General features: G+C 72.9%; 6 protein-coding genes. 5 read left to right on the top strand and 1 reads right to left on the bottom strand.

Annotated features, from left to right (window positions below; all coding sequences use genetic code 11):
• Positions 1-109 precede the first annotated feature (109 nt).
• From ACFV2S_RS37790 to ACFV2S_RS37775, 4 genes are all read left to right on the top strand, one after another.
• Positions 110-988, top strand: coding sequence for a DUF817 domain-containing protein (locus ACFV2S_RS37790; RefSeq protein ID WP_385570852.1), 879 nt, complete (start codon positions 110-112; stop codon positions 986-988).
• Positions 989-1,130: 142 nt separating this feature from the next.
• The gene (locus tag ACFV2S_RS37785; protein ID WP_015031667.1) at positions 1,131-1,334 is read left to right on the top strand and encodes a cold-shock protein; all 204 of its coding nucleotides are present in this window, start codon (positions 1,131-1,133) and stop codon (positions 1,332-1,334) included.
• Positions 1,335-1,428: 94 nt separating this feature from the next.
• Entirely contained in the window at positions 1,429-2,805 is a 1,377-nt protein-coding gene (locus ACFV2S_RS37780) for a DEAD/DEAH box helicase (RefSeq protein WP_383801293.1), read from the top strand.
• A 136-nt stretch (positions 2,806-2,941) separates the two neighbouring features.
• The gene (locus ACFV2S_RS37775) at positions 2,942-3,283 is read left to right on the top strand and encodes a MazG-like family protein (protein WP_385570848.1); all 342 of its coding nucleotides are present in this window, start codon (positions 2,942-2,944) and stop codon (positions 3,281-3,283) included.
• A gap of 13 nt (positions 3,284-3,296) precedes the next feature.
• Here the strand turns inward: ACFV2S_RS37775 and ACFV2S_RS37770 are convergent, their stop codons facing one another.
• Positions 3,297-3,824, bottom strand: coding sequence for a hypothetical protein (locus ACFV2S_RS37770; protein WP_385570846.1), 528 nt, complete (start codon positions 3,822-3,824; stop codon positions 3,297-3,299).
• A 198-nt stretch (positions 3,825-4,022) separates the two neighbouring features.
• Here ACFV2S_RS37770 and ACFV2S_RS37765 point away from each other — a divergent pair, with 198 nt between their 5' ends.
• Complete coding sequence (locus ACFV2S_RS37765; RefSeq protein WP_385570854.1) at positions 4,023-4,718, top strand: NADPH-dependent F420 reductase; 696 nt, start codon at positions 4,023-4,025, stop codon at positions 4,716-4,718.
• The last annotated feature ends 113 nt before the right edge of the window (positions 4,719-4,831 follow it).

Below are 4,831 nucleotides of genomic sequence, written 5' to 3'. Positions count from 1 at the left end.
GCGTACTGGACCGCGAGACGGCCCACCACGGCACTCGCGCCGGTCACCACCAGCGTCGAGCCCGCCGGGAGCGCCAGCCGGTCGAGGGCCGCCCGGCGTCCCTGCCGACATGAACACGTTCAAGAACAGCGTGCGGCAGCTGCTGCGCTTCGCGGTCCTGGAGGCGCGCTGCTGCGCCTTCGCCATCGCGCTGGTCGGCGGCATCGCCGTCTCGTCGCTGCTGCCCGACCTGCCGGTCGCCCGCTACGACCTGCTGCTCCTGTACGGCGTGGGGCTCACCGTCCTCGCGTGGCGGTTCGGCTGGGACTCCGGCCGGGACGTCGCCGTGATCGCCGGCTGCCACGCGGTCGGGCTCCTCTTCGAGCTGGTCAAGGTGCGGATGGGCTCGTGGAGCTATCCGGAGGACGCCCTGACGAAGTTCGGCGGGGTGCCGCTGTACGGCGGTTTCCTGTACGCGGCGCTCGGCAGCTACGTCTGCCGGGCCTGGCACCTGTTCGACCTGCGGCTCACGGGCTACCGGCCCCGGATCACGGCGGTCCTCGCCGGGGCCGTGTACGTGAACTTCTTCAGCCACCACTGGCTGCCCGACGCCCGCTGGGCGCTCGCCGCGCTGCTCCTGGCCGCGACGGCGGGGACCTGGGTCCGCTTCCGGGTCGGCCGGAGCGACCTCCGGATGCCCCTGGCCCTGTCCTTCGTCCTGATCGGCTTCTTCCTCTGGGTCGCCGAGAACGCGGCCACGTACGTCGGCGCCTGGAGCTACCCGGACCAGCTGGACGGCTGGCAGCCGGTCCCGCTCGCGAAGTTCGGCGCCTGGGCGCTGCTCGTCACGGTCACCTTCGTACTGGCCGCGCGCGGCGGCCGCGGGAGTGCTCACGGTGCGTCCGTACGGTCTCGACTCTCGGCTATACGGACAAATCCGGCATATTCCATGCACGAACGGAGACGACGTGCTACAGTCGGTACTAGTTGCAGTCGTGGTTCCCATTGAGCTGACAAGTGCCTTCGACGATTCGACATCGTCAGGCACTTGATGTGTTTTCGGTGCAGTTTTCCGGACGGGGCAATCATCACGGCGACGCCGGGATCCGCACAGTGCGGGTTCCAGGGCTACGCCCCGAAGGAGATTTGACATGGCTAATGGCACCGTGAAGTGGTTCAACTCGGAAAAGGGCTTCGGCTTCATCGAGCAGGAGGGTGGCGGCCCGGACGTGTTCGCCCACTACTCCAACATCGCCACCTCCGGCTTCCGTGAGCTCCAGGAAGGCCAGAAGGTGACCTTCGACGTCACGCAGGGCCAGAAGGGCCCGCAGGCGGAGAACATCCTCCCCGCCTGACGTTGACACGTCCGACGCGGCCGGAGCCCCACCCTCGTGGTGCGGGCTCCGGCCCGTCGCATTTTCCAGACCTTTCCGACGGACCAGGTGCCGCATGAACACCACGCCCCGCACGGACGCCTCCCCGGCGGACGTGACCTTCGCCGCGTTCGGCCTGCCGGCCGACCTGCTCGCGGAGCTGACCCGCCGCGGTGTCGAGGCGCCCTTCCCGATCCAGGCCGCGACGCTGCCGGACGCCCTCGCGGGCCGTGACGTCCTCGGCCGCGGGCAGACCGGGTCCGGCAAGACGCTCGCGTTCGGACTGCCGCTGCTCGCCCGCACCGCCGGGCGCCGTGCCGAGGCCCGCAAGCCCCTCGCCCTGGTCCTGGTCCCCACCCGCGAACTCGCCCAGCAGGTCACGGACGCCCTCGCCCCCTACGCAGGGGCCCTGGGGCTGCGCCTGGCCACCGTGGTCGGCGGCATGTCGATCGGCCGGCAGGCCGGCGCGCTGCGCGACGGGGCCGAGGTCCTGATCGCCACCCCCGGCCGGCTCATGGACCTCGTCGAGCGCAAGGACTGCCGTCTCGACCGGGTGGCCGTCACCGTCCTCGACGAGGCCGACCGGATGGCCGACATGGGCTTCCTGCCGCAGGTCACCGAGCTGCTCGACCTGGTGCCCCACGGCGGACAGCGGTTGCTGTTCTCGGCCACGCTCGACCGCGACGTGGACGAGCTGGTCGAGCGCTACCTCCAGGACCCGGCCGGGCACTCGGTCGACCCCTCGGCCGCGGCCGTCTCCACGATGGAGCACCACGTGCTGCACGTGCACGGCGCCGACAAGTTCGCCACGGCGACGGAGATCGCCGCGCGCGAGGGGCGCGTGATCATGTTCCTGCACACCAAGGCCTCCGTCGACCGCTTCACCAAGCACCTCCTCGGCAGCGGTGTGCGCGCCGCGGCACTGCACGGCGGCAAGTCGCAGCCGCTGCGGACCCGGACCCTGGACCGCTTCAGGACCGGCGAGGTCCCCGTCCTGGTCGCCACCGACGTGGCGGCGCGCGGCATCCACGTCGACGAGCTCGACCTCGTCGTCAACGTCGACCCGCCGGCCGACGCGAAGGACTACCTCCACCGCGGCGGACGCACCGCGCGTGCCGGGGAGTCCGGGGTCGTCGTCACGCTCGTCACGGACGAGGAGCGCCGGGACGTCGCCCGGCTCATGGCGGAGGCCGGCATCCGGCCCACCGTCACCAGGGTCCGCTCCGGCGAGGCCCAGCTCACCCGGATCACCGGCGCCCGGAAGCCCTCGGGCGTGCCGGTCGACGGCAGCGCGCCGAGCCAGGAGGGTGCCAAGCGCGGTGGCGCGGCCTTCCGGGGCATCGGCACCGTCCCGGGACGCCCGGGACGCGCGAAGAACGAGTCCCGCCGTGCCGCCGAGGCCCGGAAGACGGCAGAGGCCCGCCGGGCCGCGAGGATCCGCCGGGGCGACTGACCGGGTCGCGCGCAGGTGTCCCGTGCCGTACGACTCCGGGACACCTGCGCGGTCCGCCCCGGAGCGTCTCGATCTCGTGCGTCCGGCCCCGGCCCCCGTTCGTTGGTCACGGTGACGGACGGACGAGGGAGGGCTCATGGAGGACGGCACGCCGTGGGACACGATCGGTGCGCTCGCCGCGTTGTTCGCGCGCCTGGATTCCGAGCGCGGACTGACGGCGGAGGAGCAGTGGACCCTCCAGGTCCTCAAGCTCTCCGAGGAGGTCGGCGAGGCCGCCCAGGCCGTCATCGGCGTCCGGGCGACGAACCCCCGGAAGGGCCGCAGCCACACCTGGGAGGACGTCCAGGAGGAGGTCGCCGACGCCGTGATCACGGGAATGGTGAGCCTGGCCCGGATGCGCCCCGACGACGCCGCCGCGTTTCTGGCGGGCGTGCTCGCGGAGAAGTCGGCGAAGTTCCTTCCCGGGGAAGGCTGTTGAACCGGCGGCGCGGTCAGGGCGTGGCGGCGGCGTGCTCCTGGAGGAAGGCTCCCGCGTAGGCGGCGGCCTCTTCCCTGGTCGCGTACCCCGTGTCGGCTCCGGCCGTGCCGCGCTCCCCGTCGGCGCCCCGGCCGGTCCACGTCCACCGGCGGGACGAGGGGTCCTGTGCGAGTTCGGCCGTGCCGCCGAAGAGTTCGAGGGCGGCCGGCGCCGTCGCGGGGGTGCGCACGACGGCGTCGGGCCACTTCTTGCGGGCGCCCTGGCGGGTGATGCCCCACACCGCGCCCATCTGCTCGTAGCTCGCACCGTACGATCCGGCGGTTCCGGCCGCCGTCGCGGTCAGACGCCTGACCTCGGCGTCCACGTGCTTCCAGGCGGCGAGTACGGACAGGGCCACCTCGGCGGGGTCCCCCTCCCACATGCGGTGTTCGGGGAGTCCGGTCGCGCGGGAGCGGATCGCCGTGGCGAGCGGGGTGAGGGCGTCGAGCAGGGCCGTGTCGAGCGCGGACTGTTCCTCGGGGGTGATCTCAGGGACCGTCATGCGACAACCATAGTTTACGCAATCCCTCTCGACAACCAAAGTTACCAGCGAACCCGGGTCCGTGCCGGATCACCCGGACCGCGGGCCGCGACACGACGCCGTACGGCCACCCGCCCGCCTCCCGCTCCGTCGGCCGGAAGAAACCTCGCCGTCGCGGCGTTCGGCATCACCACGGGGAGCTCGTGGCCCCGGTCCCGGATCCCGTCCGCCCGCACCCACGAAGGACAGCTCATGAAGATCGGCATCATCGGCGCCGGCAACATCGGCGGCAACCTCACCCGTCGCCTCACCGCGCTCGGCCACGACGTGTCCGTGGCCAACTCCCGCGGCCCCGAGACCCTCACGGCCCTCGCCGAGGAGACCGGAGCGACCCCCGTCGCCGTGACCGAGGCGGCACGCGGCGCCGAACTCGTCGTCGTCACCATCCCCCTGAAGAACATTCCCGACCTGCCCGAGAAGGTCCTGGACGGAGCCGCCGACGGCCTCGTCGTCGTCGACACCGGCAACTACTACCCCAAGGAGCGGGACGGCCGGATCGACGCCATCGAGGACGAGGGCCTCACGGAGAGCCGGTGGACGCAGAACCACCTGGGGCACCCCGTGGTCAAGGCCTTCAACGGCACCTACGCGCAGGACGTCCTGGAGCGGCCCCGCCCGGCCGGCGACCCCGAGCGCCTCGCGCTGCCCGTCGCCGGCGACGACGAGACCGCCAAGAACACCGTCCGCGCGCTCATCGACGAGCTCGGCTTCGACACCGTCGACGCCGGCGGCATCGACACGTCCTGGCGCCAGCAGCCCGACACCCCCGTGTACGGACTCCGCGCCGGTGTCGACGCCGTCGTGAAGGCCCTCGCCGACGCCTCCCCCGAGCGCCCGGCCGGTTTCCGCGCCTGACGGCCCGGGGCCCCCTTCCCCCGGCCGACGGCGCGGGCCCGGGGGGGCCCCCCCCGGGGCGCCCCCCCCCCCGGGGGCCCCCCACGCCCCGGCCGCCGCAAGGCCGGGGTGAT

The sequence above is a fragment of the Streptomyces sp. NPDC059695 genome (assembly GCF_042733785.1).
Lineage (GTDB): Bacteria > Actinomycetota > Actinomycetes > Streptomycetales > Streptomycetaceae > Streptomyces.
This window is presented reverse-complemented; position numbering and strand designations above follow the sequence as displayed.

Excerpts from the sequence above, each read along its gene's own strand:
- ACFV2S_RS37775 (WP_385570848.1), top strand. The coding sequence starts at position 2,942 with ATGGAGGACGGCACGCCGTGGGACACGATCGGTGCGCTCGCCGCGTTG.
- ACFV2S_RS37790 (WP_385570852.1), top strand. The coding sequence starts at position 110 with ATGAACACGTTCAAGAACAGCGTGCGGCAGCTGCTGCGCTTCGCGGTC.
- ACFV2S_RS37785 (WP_015031667.1), top strand. The coding sequence starts at position 1,131 with ATGGCTAATGGCACCGTGAAGTGGTTCAACTCGGAAAAGGGCTTCGGC.
- ACFV2S_RS37780 (WP_383801293.1), top strand. The coding sequence starts at position 1,429 with ATGAACACCACGCCCCGCACGGACGCCTCCCCGGCGGACGTGACCTTC.
- ACFV2S_RS37770 (WP_385570846.1), bottom strand. The coding sequence starts at position 3,824 with ATGACGGTCCCTGAGATCACCCCCGAGGAACAGTCCGCGCTCGACACG.